16 protein-coding genes are annotated in these 19,901 nt (G+C 31.5%); 7 read left to right on the forward strand and 9 right to left on the reverse strand.

The features are described 5' to 3' along the window. Positions 1–52 precede the first annotated feature (52 nt). Positions 53–1,564: a carboxypeptidase-like regulatory domain-containing protein gene (locus AC13CQ_RS08000; RefSeq protein WP_482882786.1), complete on the reverse strand. Its 1,512-nt coding sequence runs from the start codon at positions 1,562–1,564 to the stop codon at positions 53–55. A gap of 244 nt (positions 1,565–1,808) precedes the next feature. On the opposite strand from AC13CQ_RS08000, the gene lpdA reads away from it, so the two are divergent. After that, complete coding sequence (lpdA, locus tag AC13CQ_RS08005; RefSeq protein WP_008612908.1) at positions 1,809–3,200, forward strand: dihydrolipoyl dehydrogenase; 1,392 nt, start codon at positions 1,809–1,811, stop codon at positions 3,198–3,200. Between the two features lie 354 nt (positions 3,201–3,554). Then, positions 3,555–4,184 (forward strand): porin family protein, encoded by a 630-nt coding sequence (locus AC13CQ_RS08010; protein WP_008612909.1) that lies wholly within the window; start codon positions 3,555–3,557, stop codon positions 4,182–4,184. A gap of 104 nt (positions 4,185–4,288) precedes the next feature. Here AC13CQ_RS08010 and AC13CQ_RS08015 read toward each other — a convergent pair whose 3' ends face one another. Next, complete coding sequence (locus AC13CQ_RS08015; RefSeq protein ID WP_456867470.1) at positions 4,289–5,017, reverse strand: Dph6-related ATP pyrophosphatase; 729 nt, start codon at positions 5,015–5,017, stop codon at positions 4,289–4,291. A gap of 62 nt (positions 5,018–5,079) precedes the next feature. Continuing rightward, on the reverse strand, positions 5,080–5,502 hold the full coding sequence (aroQ, locus tag AC13CQ_RS08020; protein WP_008612913.1) for a type II 3-dehydroquinate dehydratase: 423 nt from the start codon (positions 5,500–5,502) through the stop codon (positions 5,080–5,082). Positions 5,503–5,919: 417 nt separating this feature from the next. Here aroQ and xerD point away from each other — a divergent pair, with 417 nt between their 5' ends. After that, positions 5,920–6,822, forward strand: coding sequence for a site-specific tyrosine recombinase XerD (xerD, locus tag AC13CQ_RS08025; RefSeq protein ID WP_474506835.1), 903 nt, complete (start codon positions 5,920–5,922; stop codon positions 6,820–6,822). 171 nt (positions 6,823–6,993) lie between these two features. Next, positions 6,994–7,941, forward strand: a complete 948-nt coding sequence (locus AC13CQ_RS08030; protein WP_337900099.1) for an aldo/keto reductase — start codon at positions 6,994–6,996, stop codon at positions 7,939–7,941. A 246-nt stretch (positions 7,942–8,187) separates the two neighbouring features. Here the strand turns inward: AC13CQ_RS08030 and AC13CQ_RS08035 are convergent, their stop codons facing one another. After that, positions 8,188–9,519, reverse strand: a complete 1,332-nt coding sequence (locus AC13CQ_RS08035) for an NAD(P)/FAD-dependent oxidoreductase (protein ID WP_482882787.1) — start codon at positions 9,517–9,519, stop codon at positions 8,188–8,190. Positions 9,520–9,759: 240 nt separating this feature from the next. Here AC13CQ_RS08035 and AC13CQ_RS08040 point away from each other — a divergent pair, with 240 nt between their 5' ends. The 3 genes from AC13CQ_RS08040 to AC13CQ_RS08050 all read left to right on the forward strand — a co-directional run bounded on the left by AC13CQ_RS08040 (position 9,760) and on the right by AC13CQ_RS08050 (position 13,481). Beyond that, complete coding sequence (locus AC13CQ_RS08040) at positions 9,760–10,254, forward strand: RNA polymerase sigma factor (protein ID WP_008612918.1); 495 nt, start codon at positions 9,760–9,762, stop codon at positions 10,252–10,254. Then, positions 10,254–10,871, forward strand: a complete 618-nt coding sequence (locus AC13CQ_RS08045; protein WP_482882789.1) for a hypothetical protein — start codon at positions 10,254–10,256, stop codon at positions 10,869–10,871. The genes AC13CQ_RS08040 and AC13CQ_RS08045 overlap by 1 nt, the downstream gene beginning before the upstream one ends. Before the next feature lie 564 nt (positions 10,872–11,435). Beyond that, positions 11,436–13,481 carry a tetratricopeptide repeat-containing sensor histidine kinase gene (locus AC13CQ_RS08050; protein ID WP_482882791.1) on the forward strand — a complete coding sequence of 682 codons (2,046 nt, stop codon included), beginning with the start codon at positions 11,436–11,438 and terminating at the stop codon, positions 13,479–13,481. Positions 13,482–13,969: 488 nt separating this feature from the next. Here AC13CQ_RS08050 and AC13CQ_RS08055 read toward each other — a convergent pair whose 3' ends face one another. The 5 genes from AC13CQ_RS08055 to wecB all read right to left on the reverse strand — a co-directional run bounded on the left by AC13CQ_RS08055 (position 13,970) and on the right by wecB (position 19,896). Continuing rightward, positions 13,970–15,925 carry a polysaccharide biosynthesis protein gene (locus AC13CQ_RS08055; RefSeq protein ID WP_482882793.1) on the reverse strand — a complete coding sequence of 652 codons (1,956 nt, stop codon included), beginning with the start codon at positions 15,923–15,925 and terminating at the stop codon, positions 13,970–13,972. A 94-nt stretch (positions 15,926–16,019) separates the two neighbouring features. Next, positions 16,020–16,574: a sugar transferase gene (locus AC13CQ_RS08060; protein WP_482882795.1), complete on the reverse strand. Its 555-nt coding sequence runs from the start codon at positions 16,572–16,574 to the stop codon at positions 16,020–16,022. A gap of 32 nt (positions 16,575–16,606) precedes the next feature. Further along, entirely contained in the window at positions 16,607–17,518 is a 912-nt protein-coding gene (locus tag AC13CQ_RS08065) for an NAD-dependent epimerase/dehydratase family protein (RefSeq protein ID WP_482882796.1), read from the reverse strand. 22 nt (positions 17,519–17,540) lie between these two features. Then, entirely contained in the window at positions 17,541–18,770 is a 1,230-nt protein-coding gene (locus AC13CQ_RS08070) for a glycosyltransferase family 4 protein (protein WP_482882798.1), read from the reverse strand. Then, entirely contained in the window at positions 18,757–19,896 is a 1,140-nt protein-coding gene (gene wecB / locus AC13CQ_RS08075; protein WP_482882799.1) for a non-hydrolyzing UDP-N-acetylglucosamine 2-epimerase, read from the reverse strand. The genes AC13CQ_RS08070 and wecB overlap by 14 nt, the downstream gene beginning before the upstream one ends. Between the last annotated feature and the right edge of the window lie 5 nt (positions 19,897–19,901).

Genomic DNA, 19,901 nt, shown 5'->3' on the forward strand with positions numbered 1-19,901 from the left:
AACAAGGGCTAGCAATATTGCTAGCCCTTGTTATTTTATTTCTCCCCTAACTTTATTCCTCTACACTCTTAAACTTTTTAATAGCCTCATTTGGCGCTATAATATTATATCCTTCCCAAAAAGATGGATCATAATTTGGCAAATAAGTCGGAATCATAGTAGGTTCTATTTCAATTTTCTCAAATATTTCTTTATCAATTGGAGTACTTTCAAAAATTACAAGCTCATTTTTTATGCTATTTTGAAGAGTGAAATTAACATGAGTTGCTACTTCATTTTGTTTTCTTCTGCCTTTAACATTTTTATTTTTTTCAATAATAGATAAAGGTCTATCAAAACCTACTTTTTCTGCATTTGCTTCTTCTAAATATTTTAAACTGTATTTTCCTCTTGAATTTTTTTCATATAAAAAAGTTCCTCTTTGTAAGTAATTTAAATAGGACACCCCAAAGAGGTTAATTTTTTTTAAAGGCTTTACATTTTCATAATCCAGTCTTACAACGGCAAAATCATCTGCATTAACATACATTACCCCTTTAAAATCGGCACCTCCATCTGGTTCAAACCTTATCTTATAAACCAAATCCGTTTGTAAATACACAAGTCCTTCTAAAGTAAAGTCATACTTTCTAGATTTATGTATAAAATTTAAATCGCTATCCTCATAAATAAAATTCTTTTTTAATAGACTTGATAGATAGGAGCTTCTATACTTTAAAAAATTCTCCTTTTTCTTTTTCTCTTTTTTAAGTTTATTTTCTACTATGGTATCCATTGCTTCATCTTCAAAAAATGAAGAATCTATTTCTGATTTAGCGCCAATAATGCCCGACTTTATTTTAAAATAGGAATCTCGTTTTACATGCTTTCGCATAATTTTTTGCAACTTATCTTCAACCCCCTCAAAAGAGAGCTGATTATTTTTATCATAAAGCTCTGATGCTTTAATAATATCGAGTTTTGCTAATTGATTATCTTCCTCCATTTTTAAATAATAATCGCCTAAAACCTCTGTATGGTAAGAAGATTTCTTTGGAATTGCATTGACAATACTATCTGTAAATTGCTGATTTATTTCTGGAATAGTACTTTCTTTAAGTTTCACTTTTTTATCTAAAACATTTGTATAATCTGAAGTTCTCAAAAATATACGCTGTTGTACAAAATCAGTATCATAATTTATCTCCAAACTATCTTTAACTTTTTCCAGAATTTCATCTATGGTATACTGTTTATTTAATAAAACTACTTCATCAAGTTCAATATCTTCTGCGCTTAACTCAATAGCAGTTTCAGAGAAATTATTAATTGCGTAGCTCTTTTGATTATAGCCTAAGCAACTTATAAACAGTGAATCTTTCTCTGAAGTTATTGTATCAATATTGATGGTAAAATCTCCAGCTTCGGAACTTATTACCCCTGCTTTTTTATTATAAGAAATGGTTGCAAAAGGGATGGGTTCTTTGGTGGTACTATCTATTACCTTAGCCGAAATTATTTTTTGAGAAAAAACAGTGTTTAGTGATAAAAAACATACAAAAATGGTAATGTAAACTTGCTTCATATATTATGGATTTTAATCGAAAATAGACTAAAAACTAAAACCAAATAGTTCCTTTAAGCTTTTATTATGCCATATTTATAATTATTTAACATATAAATTTGACGGCTAAATATAGTTATAAGATTTGCCTCTTTCCATTGGTTTGTGAAGAACCTCCCAATTTCATAAAAAAATTTACCCTTTAGAAAGTTATTCCGTAACTTCGTAACCGCAAAATTTTTCAGATAAACAAAAAATCTACGATATGAGTAAATACGATGTAATCGTTTTGGGTAGTGGTCCTGGTGGCTATGTTACTGCCATTCGCGCATCGCAACTCGGTTTTAAAACTGCTGTTGTTGAAAAAGAAAACCTTGGAGGTGTATGTTTAAACTGGGGATGTATCCCTACAAAAGCCCTTTTAAAATCGGCTCAAGTTTTTGAATATTTAAAACATGCTGACGATTACGGTATCAAGGTAAAAGATGTTGATAAAGATTTTGACGCCGTAGTAAAAAGGAGTCGGAATGTTGCTGATGGAATGAGCAAAGGAGTTCAATTCTTGATGAAGAAAAATAAAATTGATGTTCTTGAAGGTTTCGGAAAATTAAAATCTGGAAAGAAAATCGATGTAAAAGATAAAGATGGTAAAACTACCGAATATAGTGCAGACCATATTATTATTGCTACTGGCGCACGTTCTAGAGAATTACCAAGTCTTCCACAAGACGGGAAAAAAGTAATTGGCTACCGTGAAGCTATGACCTTACCTAAACAACCAAAGAAAATGATTGTGGTTGGTAGTGGAGCTATCGGAATTGAGTTTGCTTACTTTTACAACTCTATGGGAACCGAAGTTACTGTAGTAGAATACTTACCAAACATTGTTCCTGTTGAAGATGAAGACGTTTCTAAACAATTAGAACGTAGCTTTAAAAAAGCTGGAGTAAAAATTAAAACTTCTGCTGAAGTTACTAAAGTAGATACTTCTGGAAGTGGCGTAAAAGCTACAATTAAAACTAGCAAAGGAGAAGAAGTAATAGAAGCCGACATAGTATTATCTGCTGTAGGTATTAAAACAAATATCGAAAACATTGGATTAGAGGATGTAGGTATTGCTACCGACCGTGATAAAATCTTGGTTAACGATTATTACCAAACAAATATCCCAGGATATTATGCTATTGGTGATGTTACTCCTGGACAAGCATTGGCACACGTTGCTTCTGCTGAAGGAATTCTTTGTGTAGAAAAAATTGCTGGAATGCATGTAGAAGCTTTAGACTATGGAAATATTCCTGGTTGTACCTATGCTACCCCAGAAATTGCTTCTGTAGGATTAACTGAAAAACAAGCTAAGGAAAAAGGCTACGAACTTAAGATTGGTAAATTCCCTTTCTCAGCTAGTGGAAAAGCAAAAGCTTCTGGAACACCAGATGGTTTTGTAAAAGTTATTTTTGATGCAAAATATGGAGAATGGCTGGGCTGCCATATGATTGGAGCTGGAGTTACAGATATGATTGCTGAAGCGGTTGTTGCTAGAAAACTAGAAACTACTGGGCATGAAGTATTAAAAGCTGTTCACCCTCATCCAACTATGAGTGAGGCAGTAATGGAAGCAGTTGCCGATGCTTATGATGAAGTGATTCATTTATAATAAGAATATATTTTTTATTAAATCGCCATTTGAAAGTTTTCAAGTGGCGATTTTTTATTTCCTCTAAAGAGAAAATTAATCCCCTTCCACTACGCTTCTAGACATTAAAAGAAGCAACTCAATTTATTCCAATTTATACATTGAAGAATTGAACTACCCTTTCCCTAAAATCAAAACATATCAACGAAAACGTTGTAGCTTAAAATCGCAATTATAGAATAAATGTTAAATTATTTATGTAATACGTTGACTAGCAATTACTAGGATTTTTCTTTATAAAAATGAGATTAAAATCTTTTTAATTAAGAATTTAATCTACATATATTTGCAACCAATTATTAAAATATAATGAATATGAAGAAATTATTTTTTTTGACTGTAGCTATGTTAGGTTTTATAACAACTACTTATGCACAAAAAATTAATTATGGTATTAAAGCTGGTACAAACTTTTCAAATATTAGTGGAGATACAGAAGTAGACAATTATAGAGTAGGTTTATATGGAGGTCTTTTTGTTGAAGTTGGACTTACCGATAGAATCTCTATCCAACCAGAAGTTTTATATTCTTCTCAAGGAGCACATGAAACTTTTAAAACATTTGATGCTTCTGGAGTCTCTTCAGAAGAATATACATTAAGACTAGAGTACTTAAACGTTCCTGTTATGTTTAAATATAAAATTTACAATGGTTTAAATGTTCAAGTAGGTCCACAAGTTGGTTTTTTATTAAATGCAGATCAAAAAACTGAAGTTGGAAGTTATGGATATACGCTTTATGACGAAACAGAAAACATCAACGAATACATTACTGATGTAAACTTTGGAGTGAACTTTGGACTTGGTTATGAGTTTAACAACGGACTTTTCTTTGATGGACGTTACAATTTAGGTGCTATAAATATTGCGCAAGAGGATAATCTTTCTAAAGGAACAGAATTAAAAAATCATACTTTTCAAGTGGGAGTTGGTTACAAATTTTAATAAATCTATAAAACTTTTTTCAGCTTAATTAACACATTTTATTTATAGATTTTATTTATGCCTCGTAAGGATTCATCTTTACGGGGCATTTTGTTTATACGCTCTCATACATATAAATCGCAATACCAAAAAGAAGTATCCCATTTCAATTTGTCATCGGTTTGGAAACATTGATCTTCTTCATCTTCTGTAGATTGGTAGCTCCTTAAAACCTTTTCTCCAATTTTAAAATCTACTGGAGTTTTAAAAATAGGACCATCAAAAACAAACGTATGGAATTCGCCATTTTCACCACAAGGATCTACTCCCCTTGGCAAATCTTCCAGAAACTGTTTATCTATAATCCTCCCCACAAAAGATTCATCAAGTAGTTTTGCATTTACACAAACTGTAATGGCTTTAAAACCTAAACTAATAAATTCTTCAAGAAGGTTCTTAGTATTTTCTTTCCATAGAGGAAATTCAGCTTGAATTCCAACTTCGTTTAATTTTTGCTCACGGTATTGTTTTAAATCTTCTAAAAAAATATCTCCAAAAACTGTGTGCGTAAATCCCTCAGACTTTAATTCATTCATGGCAGTTTTCATAGTTTCATCATAAGTAGTCATGGATACATTACCAGAAAGTGAAATTATTTTTAACGGAATTTCAATACTTTTTGCTTGCTTAAGCAGAAGCCCATTCCTAAGTCCGTGCATGGAAACTCGCTCCATATCAGAATTTACAGTAGTAACCAAAGCTGCAATATCAAATAATGGGTTTTGAAGGGTTTTATATAACGCTAAAGCACTGTCTTTTCCAGTACTCCAATTAAAATATGTTTTATATGACATTGAATTATGATTCGTATAGAAAGTTACGATTTAAAAAAGATAAACAATTAAGAAAACTAGTCCTATTTTACATTCAAAAAACTTTGTATTGCTAAGTCATAACTTTGCATTCCAAACCCAAGTATAACCCCTTTAGCATTTGGAGATATGTACGATTGATGGCGAAACTCCTCTCTTCCAAAAGTATTAGAGATATGAACTTCTACAACAGGCGTGGTAATTCCTTTAATAGCATCTCCTATCCCGATGGAAGTATGCGTATATGCCCCAGCATTAAGAATTACTCCATCATAATCAAAGCCTACTTCATGCAATTTATTAATTAATTCGCCTTCTACGTTTGATTGATAATACTCAATAGTAATATTTTTAAATTTTTGCTGAAGTAAATTTAAATAGTCTTCAAAAGTTTGCGATCCATAAATTTCAGGTTCACGCTTACCAAGAAGATTTAAATTAGGCCCGTTGATGATGATAAGTTTCATACAAATATATTGACGTTAAATAGTTTGTTATCAGTTTTTTATAAAATTAAGTAAAGAATCACTACCGCTCATAAACCTTCCTTTATTCATTTCCTTTTGAGAGGGTAATTATTTTGTCCATAATAAATCCCTCAATGAGGGTTTCATTTATTAGTCTTTTCAGTAAAAGTAAAGAAATAATCATAAAAAAACGGGAGCAAAATACTCTCATATTTTTAACACACATTCTTTATACATTCATCAGAAAAAATACCCTACAGAAAACATCATGGTAACATTTCTAAGCTTACTATCTGGAACAATACTTGTAAGCTTACGTATATTCTATTATCAAACGTATACCCAATCCCAGAATTCAGTCCTAATTTTTTTATTTTGAATTATTCAATATGAATTATTTATTATTAATTTCACAGTATGAAATGGAGTCATTCACTTGTAGATTATCAAAATTATTTAAGGATAGAAAGAGGGCTCTCCAAAAATTCTGTAGAGAACTATTGTTTAGATATTAAAAAATTAATTCGCTATTTAGAGCTTCACCAAATTGAAGTTTCTCCTATTAAAATTTCTTCACAAACACTACAAGATTTTATTTATCAAACGGCTAAGACAATAAATCCACGTTCTCAAGCACGACTCATATCTGGATTAAAAAGCTTTTTTAATTATTTAATTTTTGAAGATTACAGACCAGACAACCCAATGGAACTGATAGAATCTCCAAAAACTGGTCGTAAACTTCCAGACACGTTAGCAATTGAAGAAATAGATCAAATTATTGCTACCTTGGATTTAAGCACTCCAGAAGGCGAACGAAATCGGACCATGCTTGAAACACTTTATAGTTGCGGACTTCGAGTTTCTGAACTTGTAAATCTCAAAATTTCTGATTTGTTTTTTGAAGAAGGTTTTATAAAAGTAAGCGGAAAAGGAGATAAGCAACGTTTTGTACCTGTAGCTCCTTCAACCATTAAATACATTACTATTTACATTTCTGAAATTAGGCCTCATGTAAATGTTCAAAAAAATTATGAAGATTTTGTTTTCCTCAATAGAAGAGGCAAAAATCTTACACGAGCTATGGTATTTACTGTCATTAAAAAGGCTACTGAAAAAGCAGGAATTAAAAAAAATATTAGTCCGCATACCTTCCGGCATTCTTTTGCCACCCATCTCTTACAAGGTGGTGCCGATTTACGTGCTATTCAACAAATGCTAGGTCATGAAAGTATAACAACTACAGAAGTATATATGCATTTGGACAGGAATGACCTTGCTAAGACTATTAAAAAACACCATCCGAGAAACGATTTTTAACTTTTTGTTATTGTAAATTCTGTAATATTATTGAGAACTTTATGTGTTGTTTGAAACAAATGGAGTTTATCTCAACGCAAGGCTCTTTGATAAACTTAGGTACGCATAGAAAACTTAAGCTTTAATAAGGGATTAGAAGTAGTTAGTATATAAAAAACTAAAAAATAAGCCATGAAATTTTACACATTAAAAAATGACCTTAATCTTCCTGCTATCGGACTTGGAACATGGAAGTCGGAACCTGGAAAAGTAGGCAATGCTGTTATAGAAGCTATTAAAGCTGGTTACCGCCATATAGATTGTGCTGCAGTTTATGGAAATGAAGCAGAAGTTGGGGAGGCACTTAAAACTGCATTTGCCCAAGGCTTGGTTGAAAGAGAAGATCTATGGATTACCTCTAAACTATGGAATAATGCACATGAAAGTGATAAAGTCCTTCCTGCATTACAAAAAACCTTGGCCGATTTACAGTTAAAGTATCTCGACTTATACCTTATACATTGGCCAGTTGCTTTTAAAGCTGATGTTGGTTTTGCTAGCAAAGCAGATGAGTTTTTAAGTCCTGAAGAAGCTCCTATAATAAATACTTGGAAAAAGATGGAAGAAGCCTACAACAAAGGGTTTGTAAAAAGTATTGGAGTTTCAAATTTCAGCTTAAAAAAATTAAAAGATCTTTTAGTAGATGCTACTCATCCCCCAGAAGTAAACCAAGTAGAATTACACCCTTTATTACAACAAAAAGAGCTTTTAGAGTTTTGTGATACTAATTCCATTATCTTAACTGGTTATTCTCCGTTAGGCTCTGGAGACCGATCTCAAGACATGAAAAAAGAAGACGAACCTAGTTTGTTGGAAAATAAAGTTATTACAGAAATAGCTAAAAAACATAATTGCTCTCCTGCGCAAGTATTGTTAGCATGGCATCTTAGTTGTGGAACAGCTGTGATTCCTAAATCGACTAACCCAAAAAGAATAAAAGAAAATTTAGAAAGCTATGATGTTTCTTTAACCGATGAAGACCTTTTAAAAATTAAATCTTTAGATAAAGGTTACCGTTATGTAGATGCTAAGTTTTTTGAAGTTCCTGGCGGTCCTTATAAAAATATCTATGATGAATAAACTTCGACAAGCTCAGTTTGACAGGCTTCTTTGACAAGTTCAGTTTGACAAGCTCCTTTGGCAGGCTTCTTTGACAGACTTCTTCGACAAGCTCAGTTTGACAAGTTTTACAAGCTTAATTTGACAGGCTCTATTTGGCAAGCTCGGTTTTACAGGCTTAATTTGACAGACTCCTTTGTCAAGACTAATTTTATAAGCTTAGTTTTGACAGCTACAAATTATTTTTTTTAGACAGCCACTTATAATTTATGACATTTCTATATCCTTAGGTTTATTGTCTAGCTCACGCAACAATGCTGCACGTTGTTTTTTGTAAGGTCTAATAATTAAACGAGCTTCTCTATCAAAACGGATGTAATTATACACCCAATTTGTAAAAACTACTACTCTATTTCTAAAACCTATCAGAAAAAATAAATGAACAAACATCCAAACAAACCAAGCAAACATTCCTTGGAACTTATATTTTGGCATGTCTACCACTGCTTTATTCCTACCAACAGTTGCCATGGTTCCTTTATCTTTGTAGGTAAAAGGCTTCATAGATTTATTTGCTTCTATAAAATTTACTAGATTCTCTCCTAGATGTTTTCCTTGCTGAATTGCTACTTGTGCTACCATAGGATGTCCATGCGGATAGGCTTCAGAAGTCATACATGCCACATCTCCAATAGCAAAAATAGTATCGTACCCTTCCACTTTATTGAAATTATTTACTTTAAACCGATTGCTAAATGTTATACAATCTTTAGCATCTATTCCTTTAACAGTTTCCCCTTTAACACCAGCTGCCCATATAAGGGTTGCGGTATTAAAATTTAAATCGGTATTTGTTGTTACAAAGTCTCCATCATATCCAGTAACGCGTGTATTTTTCCAAATATTAACTCCTAATTCTTCTAAATAATCTTCAGCTTTTTTAGAAGCTTGACTACTCATTCCTTTTAGAATCATATCGCCAGATTGAACAATATTAATCTGCGCCCTTCTCGTGTCGAGATCTGGATAATCTTTTGGCAGAATTCCTCTTTTTATTTCGGCTAAAGCTCCTGCTAGTTCAACTCCCGTAGGACCAGCGCCCACTATAACAAAATTCATCAAAGCATCTTGTCGGTCTATGCTATCTGTAAGTAAAGCCTCTTCAAAATTTTCAAGAATTAAACTTCTTAGATTTAATGCTTCAGGAACTGTTTTCATAATCATACTATTGGCTTCAATCTCTTTATTTCCGAAGAAATTTGTAGAAGAACCCGTTGCCAATACCAAATAATTATATTTAAGCGGACCAATATCGGTATGAATTGTATTTTCTGCTGCGTCTACAGTTTCAACATTTGCCAATCGGAAATAAAAATTAGGGTATTTAGAAAGAATCTTCCGAATTGGATACGCTATAGAATCTGGCTCTAATCCGCCAGTAGAGACTTGATATAATAAAGGTTGAAACGTATGGTAATTGTGTTTGTCTAGAAGTACTACCTGCATTTCCTGCTTTGCTAGTTTTTTTGCTAAAGCAACACCTCCAAAACCTCCGCCAATAATAACTACTCTTGGGTAGCTAGTTTGTGGTATATTCATATACAATTGTTTATAGAACACAATCAAACTTTCTTCTTATTTCCTACAAAATGCATGAAATTATCTTACATTTCAGTTGAAAATCAAAAAGTATGAATGAGTTGATTCTCAAATTTAAAGTTATTCTTTGAGAAAAATGAATCTGTTAGCGCTTTTTAAAAGCGAATATTAATCTTTCTAAGATAAACTTGTAACAAACTAGTATCTTTAGCTACTAATAATACACTAACTAATCCCTTTGTGACGAAAGAGCTTGAACATAAATTTATTATTGAACTTGAGGAAAATCAGAATATCGTACATAAAATATGTAAGATTTATACTGATAATACTGATGCTCACAACGATTTATTTCAGGAGATAACCATACAGTTATGGAAGGCATATCCAAAATTTAGAGGCGATGCTAAGTTTAGCACATGGATGTACAGAATTGCACTTAACACAGCTATTACGCTTTACCGAAAATCAAAACGGCAAATCCGAACACAAGATTTTGACTCGGTATTATATAAAGTAAAAGCCACAACTTATGATGATACAGAAGAACAACAGCTTAAATTAATGTACGACGCTATTAAGCAATTAAACGACATTGAAAAAGCATTAGTGTTTTTGTATTTAGAAGATAAAAATTACAAAGAAATATCGGACACCATAGGTATTTCTGAAGTCAATGCAAGAGTGAAGATGAATAGAGTTAAAACAAAACTTAAAAATATTTTAAACCCCTAATGGACGAATTAGAATTTTTAAAAAAAGACTGGCAGAAAAAGGAAAAAGAGCTTCCTAAGCTTTCCTATGAAACTATATATGCCATGATGTTGAAGAAATCTTCATCATCTATAAAATGGATTTTCTATATCAGTTTAATAGAGTTAGGCTTCGGTATTCTAGTTGGTATATTTTATCATCCTTCTTTTGAAAAAGGAATTCCTTTGCCTTCAATAATAGACTATGTTACATATAGCTCTATGCTCGTTACCCTATATTTTATCTTTCGTTTTTATAAAAATTACAAAAGAGTTTCTACAACTTCTACGGTTAAAGGCTTATTAGAAAGTATTATAAAAGCCCGCAGAACTGTTCGTCAATATATCATTTTTAACCTAAGCTTTGCAGGAGTTTTAATGATAGCTTGTATTATTTATATTTATGTAATGCAGCAAGGAGGATGGAATTCTTTTGTTGCCAATGCGGACATAAAAGATTACTTAATAATTTTTGGAGTTTCCATTATTAGCACCGTAATTATTATTGGATTTTTCTTAGGAATCTACTTTTTACTTTATGGAATTTTAATGAGAAGGTTAAAAAGAAACTATAACGAACTCAAAAAAATGGAAGTTTAATTCTGAAATAAGCAAAGACAATCTAATCTGATAATTATTATACTTTAGAAGTAAAAATGTGGCTATCTAAAAAATATTTTTCAGTTATCAAACCAAGCTTATCGAAGTTTCAAACAACTAACACACAAAACCATCCTTCAGCAAAAGCTAGCATAAGTACTCTGGTTAGCTAAGGAAAGTTATAAAACCCAAAAAAACCTACAAAATTGTAAGGTTTTAAGCATGTTTTAATTCTGTAAAGCTTCTACATAAATAATCTTCTATCTCGGGGCGAGCATAGGAAATATTCAAAGCAAACAAATTTAACTCATTTCGATACAGAGTCCTTTGGTAAACTAAGGACAGACTTTTGGGAAATTAGCTCCTCATGAAGATTAAAATACTAAATACCCGCTACTGAGTAAATTACAACAAAAACAAGTGTAAGTAGGATAAACCATACTCAATATGTAAAAAAATAAATCTTTCTAGATAACTTGTTACTTTTTCAGGTTGTATTTAACATCAGAATAATACAAACTAATTATTTTTTATATTAAATTTGAGGTTGATACAAGTCCCCGAATGAATTACCGACTATTTATAACATTATTTTGTTTATTAATTTGCTCTGTCAGTTTTTGTCAGAAGCAAAATATAGATAGTCTATATAAAATAGTTGCGCAACAAAAGAAACTTCCTTTAGCGCAAAAAAAAGACACCTCCTACATAAATCTTCTTAACAGATATGTACTTAGCAACTATTATATTAGCAATGACACTATAAAACATTATGCAGAAGAAAGCTTAAAATTATCTGAGACTATTGATTATAAAAGTGGAGAAATTGAATCTTTAATAAATTTAGGATTTTATGAAAGTGAAATCGGAAATTATAAAGAAGCTATTAAGTATGCCGAGCGAGCCCTTGAAAAAGCTATGGCTTTAAATCAGCTTAAAAATATACTAATAGCATACAGTAATTTAGCCACATTTTATGAATATTCCGGAGATATAAAAAAATCTGTTGAAGCCAGTTTAAAAGGAATAAGCATGGGTGAGAATGAGGCTAAAAAAACAGAAACTGAACTTTTATATTTAGGTTTGATATATGAAAATTTAGGCATCACATATGGAATGCAGCAAGAGTTTAAAAAGGCTCTAGATTTTTTATACAAAGCACAAGAAATAAACAAACATACAAATAGTGAATTAGCAAGTGCACAAACGTTAAGTAATATTGCTAGCTTTCAGTTAAAAACCAAAGAATATGCAAAAGGACTAGAAAACATAGAAAAATCTATTCTTACTTTTAAGGAGTTGGGATTTGGAGATTGGTTGGCATATGCATTAAAAGTAAAAGGACAATTATATGTTGAAATAAATAAATACGAAGAAGCACTAGATATATTTATGCAATCGCTTTCTTTATACGAAAAAATTGAAGACAAGAGAGAGAAAACATCTTTGTTAAATGGAATTGCCAAGACCTACAATGGGATGCAAGAATATGATCTTGCAAAAATTTATGCTGAAGAAGGACTAAAGTCTGCTAAAGAATTAAATTCTTTTGAAGATATTAAAGAGTGTTCCGAAACTCTTTATAAAGTATATAAAAGAAAGCTAGATTTTGAGCATGCATTATTTTATTACGAGCAATTTAAAAGTTACAATGACAGTATTTTTAACAATGAAAACACAAAGAGTATAGCTGCTCATGAAGCTCAAATGTCTTTCATTGCTATGGAAAATGAATTGAGATTAGACAATCAAAAACAGCATAATAAACAACGCCTCTTTATGTATCTCTCCACAGGCGGGGTAATTATTTTATTAACCGTACTTTTCTTTACCCAGAGAAGTAGAAAAGTAGAGCGAAAATTAAATGGGTTACTGGCAAATAAGAATCACGAACTCAAAAAGAGAGAGCAAGAGCTTCAGAGTCTCAATGAAACTAAGAATAAATTCTTTTCTGTAATTGCACACGATTTACGGGCTCCTATAGCCTCTCTAAACTCGCTTATTGATTTATTAAAAGACAATCAGATATCGCCGAAAGATTTTATGCAATTTGCTCCTAAACTAAGCGAGCAGGTAAAAAGCGTCTCTTTTACATTAAATAATTTATTGGTATGGGGACAAGCACAGATGAAAGGTGCTATTTCCAATCCTGTAGAAAGTAAATTGGGGGCTTTTGCAAAAGATTCCAGTTCATTATTAAAAGGATTGGCACATAAAAAAGATATTACTATTAATAATAAAATACCTGATGAAGCTAAAGTTTTTGTGGACGAAGATCAGGTAAATATGGTCTTTAGAAACCTTATTAATAACGCTATTAAATTTACACCTACAAATGGTATTATAGAGGTTTTAGCAACAGAAAATGATAGTTTTTGGCAAGTAGAAGTCAGAGATAGTGGTGTTGGGATCTCTCAAGAAGAAATAGACAGCATCTTATCCAATAAAACACAATTCAACTCTACCTACGGAACCGATAATGAAAAAGGAACCGGATTAGGACTTAATCTTTGTAAGGAAATGATTAAGAAGAATAAGGGCAAATTATGGATTGAATCTACAGTAAACAAAGGAACCAGCTTCTTTTTTACACTTCCTAAATTAAGCTAGTTTACGGTTTAGGGCAAACTAAAAACTCTCAAAAGAATGCAAAAATCTATACTCTTTCCTCTATATTCTATATTCTTCTCTTCTTTAACTCATTAACTTTTTGACTCAAAGTGGCAAAGGTTCAAAGGTGCAAAGGGACAAAGATGTCAATTTGGAGATTTGGAAATGTGGAAGTAAAAAAGGTTTGAAGTCGGAAGACCGAAGTCGGGAGTATTCAGTAAGCAGATTACAGTTGGTTTATGGTTTGTCGTTTTTAGTTTTTGATAAAATGAAAATTCGAAAAAGCATAAGGATAAAAATCTTTACTCTATACTCTTTATTTTTGCTTCCTTCGAACTTTTTACTTCCGTCTCCCGACTTCGGACTTCCGACTTTTTCAATCTTTCAATTCTTTAATCTTTTAATCAAATCATAAGACTAAATACTGCACAGCTAATTCTTAATAACTCGACTACTTAAAATAGTACGTTCTTTGAGGAGGAGTAATATTATGATGATAGCTTACTCTTATCAAAAACTGTTTTCAATTTTACATCAAAGCTTTCATATATAGAATTCTGACTTTTATACTCAGGTACTAACTTTTTCATTGCTATAATCATAGAGTCTATTCTATTATTACGAGCATTAGAGACAATACTTGATATACTTTCATCAACTAAGTCATAATTATCGGTATAAACCTTACCTATCATTATTTTTTCATGATGAGTCTGCATCGTTCTTTCTTTATCACTCAGAAGCTCTTCGAATAACTTTTCTCCTGGGCGTAGCCCCGTAATTTTAATTTTAATTTCCTTATCAGGGGTATAGCCAGCAAGTCGTATCATTTTCTTAGCTAAATCCAATATCTTAACAGGATCTCCCATATCAAATAAAAAAATCTCTCCTCCTCTTCCCATTCTTCCAGCCTCTATTACCAACTGACAAGCTTCTGGGATAGTCATAAAATATCTAATAATTTCGGGGTGAGTAATTGTTACTGGACCACCTTTAGATATTTGCTCTTTAAACAAAGGAACTACAGAACCATTAGATCCTAAAACATTTCCAAAACGAGTAGTTATAAATTTTGTGCACTCAGGATTTTCTCTTTGTGCTTTATAATATAAAGATTGCACATACATTTCTGCAATCCTCTTAGATGCACCCATAATATTTGTTGGATTAACCGCCTTATCTGTAGAGATCATAACAAACTTATCTGCTTGAAACTTTAAAGCAAGATCTGCTAAATGCTTCGTCCCTTCTATATTAACTAGAGCAGCCTCTGTAGGGTTATTTTCAATAAGTGGCACATGTTTATATGCTGCTGCATGAAAAATTACATGAGGACGACAGCTTCTAAAAAAGTTTGTAATTCTATCCTTATTACGAATATCTGCTAATACAACCTCTAATTTTAAATTTGGATGCTTATTAGCAAGTTCAAGGTGAACACTATGTAACGGTGTTTCTGCTTGATCTAATACAAACAATTTTTCTGGGTTAAAAAGAGCTATCTGTCTTGCAATTTCACTTCCAATAGACCCTGCTCCACCAGTAATTAAAACTCGCTTGCCCTCAATATCTTTTAAAATTGAAGAGATATTTAAGTTAATTGCTTTTCTTGGCAATAAATCTTCTATTTGAATTGCTTCAATTTTACTGGAGACTTTTTCATCCTCAACATCAGAAACTAACGGAGCCATAAAGACACTCATATTGTTCTGAATACAATCTTCAACAATCTTATTTTTCTTTTTTAAAGAAATCGAATTATCTGTTAAAATGACACCTTGTGCTTTGTGAAATCTCATTAACACAGAGATACGTTTACTCAAATAGATTATAGGCTCCCCTAAAATTCTTTTATTTGTATTTTTCTTCTCATCTGTAATAAAACCCACTACATGAAATCTAGATGGACTTTCAGATTTTAATGCACTCGCAACAGATACTGCATTAGAATTAATACCATATATTAACACCTTAATGGAGTCCTTTTCTCTTATTGATTTAATAAAAAACTCAAAAAATTGTTTAGTTGCTATTCTAAATACAAATAATAATGAAAACGAGATTAAAAAATAAAGAATGAGAAAAGAACGGGGCATTAAATAAGCATTGGTTTTAAAATAAAAACCGTAGTTAATTGCCATTACCACCGTAAAGGTAAATATAGCAGCTAATAAAATTCGTATGGCATCTATAAATCCTGAATGTCTAATTAACCCTGCATAGGTTCTAAATATTATAAATGCAAAACTATTTACTGCTAGAACAATTAAAACAATTAAATTTAAATTAGATTGAATTTGAATTAAGGGTTTATCCATCTGTGCAACGAGCATTGATAACACAAGTGCTACCAAGCATATACACACATCAATAAAAAACACTCCCCATCTGGGTAAAAAACCTAATTTAGATAAGTCTAGCTTATCTTTAATATTATAAGACATAATAAACCACAATTACGTGCTACGAATATACAACTTTTTCTACAACTCTCTGTATTCTTTCTCTTTCGTTATTAGTTAAGTTGGAATACAATATTTATTGCTTTCGAATTCTATCTCCTTGCCCTTTTCCACTTACTGTTGCAAAAATATATTTAAAATAATTTGTTATCGTTAAACTTTTAAGCATCTCAGCATCTTTTTCTGCTAATACTTTTGGTGTAGACATATCAATTTTATTTATTTGAGAAAGACCAGTAATACCTGGAACCACATTATAAACTCCTCTTTTATCTCGTTCTTCAATTAATTCAGCTTGATTAAATAAATTCGGTCGTGGTCCTACTAAACTCATATCTCCAATCAAAACATTAATTAATTGGGGAAGCTCATCCAGCTTAGACTTTCTTAGAAAACTACCAAACTTTGTAACTGATGACTGATTTGATAAATGGGTAGCAACCGATTTAGTATTCACATGCATCGTTCTAAATTTAATTAGCTTAAATGGTTTTTTGAACTTCCCTACCCTTTTTTGCACGAAAATAGGAGAACCAGTGTCCAATAACCCTATAAGGTAAAGAATTAACAATATTGGCCAAAGAAACAATAAGCCTAGAAATGCAAAAAAGAAGTCGAATATACGAATCATAAATTAAGTGTTATTATGTCAAGATTTTAAAATTATTTTTTTGATTTAAAACTTTTAATCGTTTTAATTAATCCTTCTTCAGTAGACAGTGGAAGTTTTTCTAATCCTAATGCCAATTTTATTTTTTGATTTGAAACAACATAGGACTCTGTTAATTTTTTAAGTCTTTCAGAGTTTAATGGCAACTTCAATACATTACCTATACTTACTAATTTTTCAATTAAATTTTCAGGAATTTTCCAAAGTTTCTCTTTTTTATCTAAAGCTTTATTTATTATTATAATTAATTCATTGGTAGAAATAGCTTCGTCATCAGCAAAATTATAAATTCCTGACTGTAAATCATCCCTTAAGAGCATCTGATGAATAAGGTAATTTAAATTATCAATTCCTAGAAAAGATCTCTGATTGTGAAACTTTGCAAGTGGCCAAGGCAACCCTTTCTCTACGATTTTATATAAAAGATTTAGGTTTCCCTTATTGCTTGGTCCATGAATCAAACAAGGACGAATAATAAACAAACGCTTTCCAACTGGAAGATTTTGACTTAGCAGGTATTGCTCAGCTTCCAATTTTGACTTTCCGTAATGAGTGATGGGATTCGCATCTTCATTTTCCATCAAAACACCGTCGACAGAATCAGCAACAGCCTTTACCGAACTAAAATAGAAAAAGTCTTTAATATCAGACTTTAAATAATAATTGAACACTTCTATCGTAAGGTCTCTATTTATTTTATAATATTCCTCTGGATTTGATAAATTGGAAGTATCGTGCGCTTTTCCTGCTAAATGAATTATAGCATCTGCTTTATTATTACACACCTCTGTTATCCAATCTGATTTTCGTAGTGAAATAGGCATTATCTTACACTTTCTATCTCTCAAATATGAAGCAAGATGCTTTCCAACAAATCCAGTCACTCCTGTAATTAATATTTTCATAATATATTTAATTTAAAACAGGTCATAAATTTTTCGCAATTATAGTTTCAAGATTAGTTATACACGTAGTCATTTTAAAGTTACTTTCATAATAGGATCTACTATTATCACCTAATATTTTAAGCTCCTCAGATGGCATCTCAGAAGCATTCAATATTGTTTTTGCAAGAATAGAATAATTTCCTGCTGGAACTGTAAACCCACAATCTGCTTCTATAATATTATTTGCCCCCTCCCCATTTAACATCGCAATTATTGGTTTCGATGCACTCATATAAGCCTGCATTTTTGCTGGAACTGTAAGGTTAAATATGGGGTCATCTTTTAATGTAACTAGCATTACATCTGCTTTATCAAAAAAACTAGACATGGCTTCTACTGGAAATCTTCCCATAGTATAAACAGTTTCTTGTAAATTATTTTGATCAACAAATTGCTTTACAGATGACATTTTTCTACCATCGCCCACTATAATGAATTTTATTTTTTTATGTTTGTTTAATTTAAGAGCTGCATTCATAACATTATCTAAATCCTGAGCTTCCCCTATATTACCTGCGAACATTACTTTAAATCCTTCTGGCAGAGATGGTATATGATAATCTTTATTCCCTTCAGATATAGAATCTTCTGCCCAATTTGGAAAATAAATTATTTTATTGTTAAAATCACCTTTTTCATTAATTGCATGTCTAAAACCTTTAGATGTTATTAATATTTTTTCTGAATTTTTATAAAATCTTTTAACAACCTTAGCATAATAACTTAAAATAAACTTATTTTTAATCCCCCCAGCAATAGCTAGACTTTCTGGCCAAAGATCCATTACCCAAAAATATACAGGTGTTTTCCATATTTTATTAATTAATAAGGCTGGATAATATTGTGTAATCGGAGAGGGCTCATGAACAATAACAGCATCATAACGATTACTTAATCCTAAAAAAAAAGCTTTCACAGATGCAAAAAAAGCGAAACTGTAATAATTTGCAAATAATCTAAAGCCACCTCCGTTCCCTCTAGGTAATAGTAAAGACCTTATTACTTTAACGCCATTAATAATTTGTTTCCTATTTTTAAAACACCCATAGTCTTTGAATATTTTTCCTTCTGGATAATTTGGCAAACCTGTTAACACTGTCACATCATGATCACGACTTCTTAGCTCAAAAGCTAAATCATTACTTTTAAAGTTTTCTGGATAAAAGTATTGAGTAATAATTAAAATTTTTACTTTCTTAAATTCCTTCACTCCAAACAGTTCTTCTAATATAATCTGTATAACTTATTATAATACGTACCATTTTTTCAGATACATTTGGCATTGAATAATCAAGTACTTGACGATAGTTCCTTCCTGCTCCTACTTTTTGCTGTAAAACTTGGGTTAATCCCTGTAAAATACGCTCAGGAGATAAACCTACCATCATTACACTCGCTTCTTCCATCGCCTCTGGGCGTTCATGAGCCTCTCGTATATTCAAGGCTCTAAAATTAAGAATTGATGATTCTTCTGAAATAGTTCCACTATCAGACAAAACTGCAAAAGAGTTAAGTTGTAATGCATTATAATCATGAAAACCTAGTGGTTTTAAAAATTGTACCAAAGAGTGTACTTTTACATTTTTCTTTTCAATCATTTTTCTAGTTCGCGGATGTGTAGATACTATTATAGGAAAGGAATACTTTTCAGCAATTGCATTTAAACTATTAATCAATCCTGTAAAATTTTTTTCTGAGTTAATATTTTCTTCCCGATGTGCTGAAACTACAAAATATTTTTCCTTTTCTATGTTTAATTTCTCTAATACTCTTGATCGCTTTATATCAGATAGATAACAATGTAAAACTTCAAACATAGGCGAGCCTGTTTTTATTATTCTATCCGCAGGTAACCCTTCATTCAACAAGTACTCTCTTGCAATACTACTATAAGTTAAATTAACATCACTTAGGTGATCTACAATTTTTCTATTAGTTTCTTCTGGCACCCGTTGATCAAAGCAGCGATTACCTGCTTCCATATGAAAAATTGGTATCCGACGTTTTTTTGCAGGAATAGCGCAGAGGCAAGAATTTGTATCTCCTAATACTAAAAAAGAATCTGGTTTTAATTTTTCCAACAGAGGATCTATTTTTATTAAAATATTCCCTACCGTAGCTGTAGCTGTTTCTCCTGCTGCTTCAAGAAAATAATCAGGCTTTCGGATTCCTAAATCCTCAAAAAAAATTTGATTGAGTTCATAGTCATAATTTTGACCAGTATGTATAAAAACATGATCAATCGCTTCTGACTTATCTAATGCGCTTATAACCCGAGATAAACGTATGATTTCAGGTCGTGTGCCTACTACTGTTACTACTTTAAGTTTATTCATCACTT

The sequence above is a fragment of the Galbibacter sp. L-19 genome, from assembly GCF_056857615.1.